1 protein-coding gene is annotated in these 369 nt (G+C 32.8%); it reads right to left on the reverse strand.

Annotated features, from left to right (window positions below; all coding sequences use genetic code 11):
* Nucleotides 1-369: transposase (locus EA795_RS20580; protein WP_147456331.1), on the reverse strand; the 369-nt coding region annotated here is incomplete at both ends.

Genomic DNA, 369 nt, shown 5'->3' on the forward strand with positions numbered 1-369 from the left:
GCTGCCCTCTTATTATATTCATAATCACCCAAAATAAAAGTTTTCTCGCTTTTTTATTACCACGCTTGTTGATGGTATCTCTACAGTGTGTATGACCTGATTGATATCGTTTGATATCAATGCCAACAAAAGCATTGAGTTGTTTATTTGATTTAAATCGCTTAATATCACCAATCTCCCCAATAATCATAGCTGTGCTTAGCTTACCAATACCAGGTATCGAATGAATATTTTCAAAATAATCGAGTTGTTGTGCTAATTGAATCATGGCATCATCTAATTGTTTGAGATGATGAATAGATTGTTTTAATTGTTGAATAAGTAAGCGTAATTTTTCGACTAGAAAGGAATGTCTATCGACACTAGGAT

Origin of the sequence: Stutzerimonas nitrititolerans (assembly GCF_003696285.1) — a bacterium.
Classification (GTDB): Bacteria; Pseudomonadota; Gammaproteobacteria; order Pseudomonadales; family Pseudomonadaceae; genus Stutzerimonas; species Stutzerimonas nitrititolerans.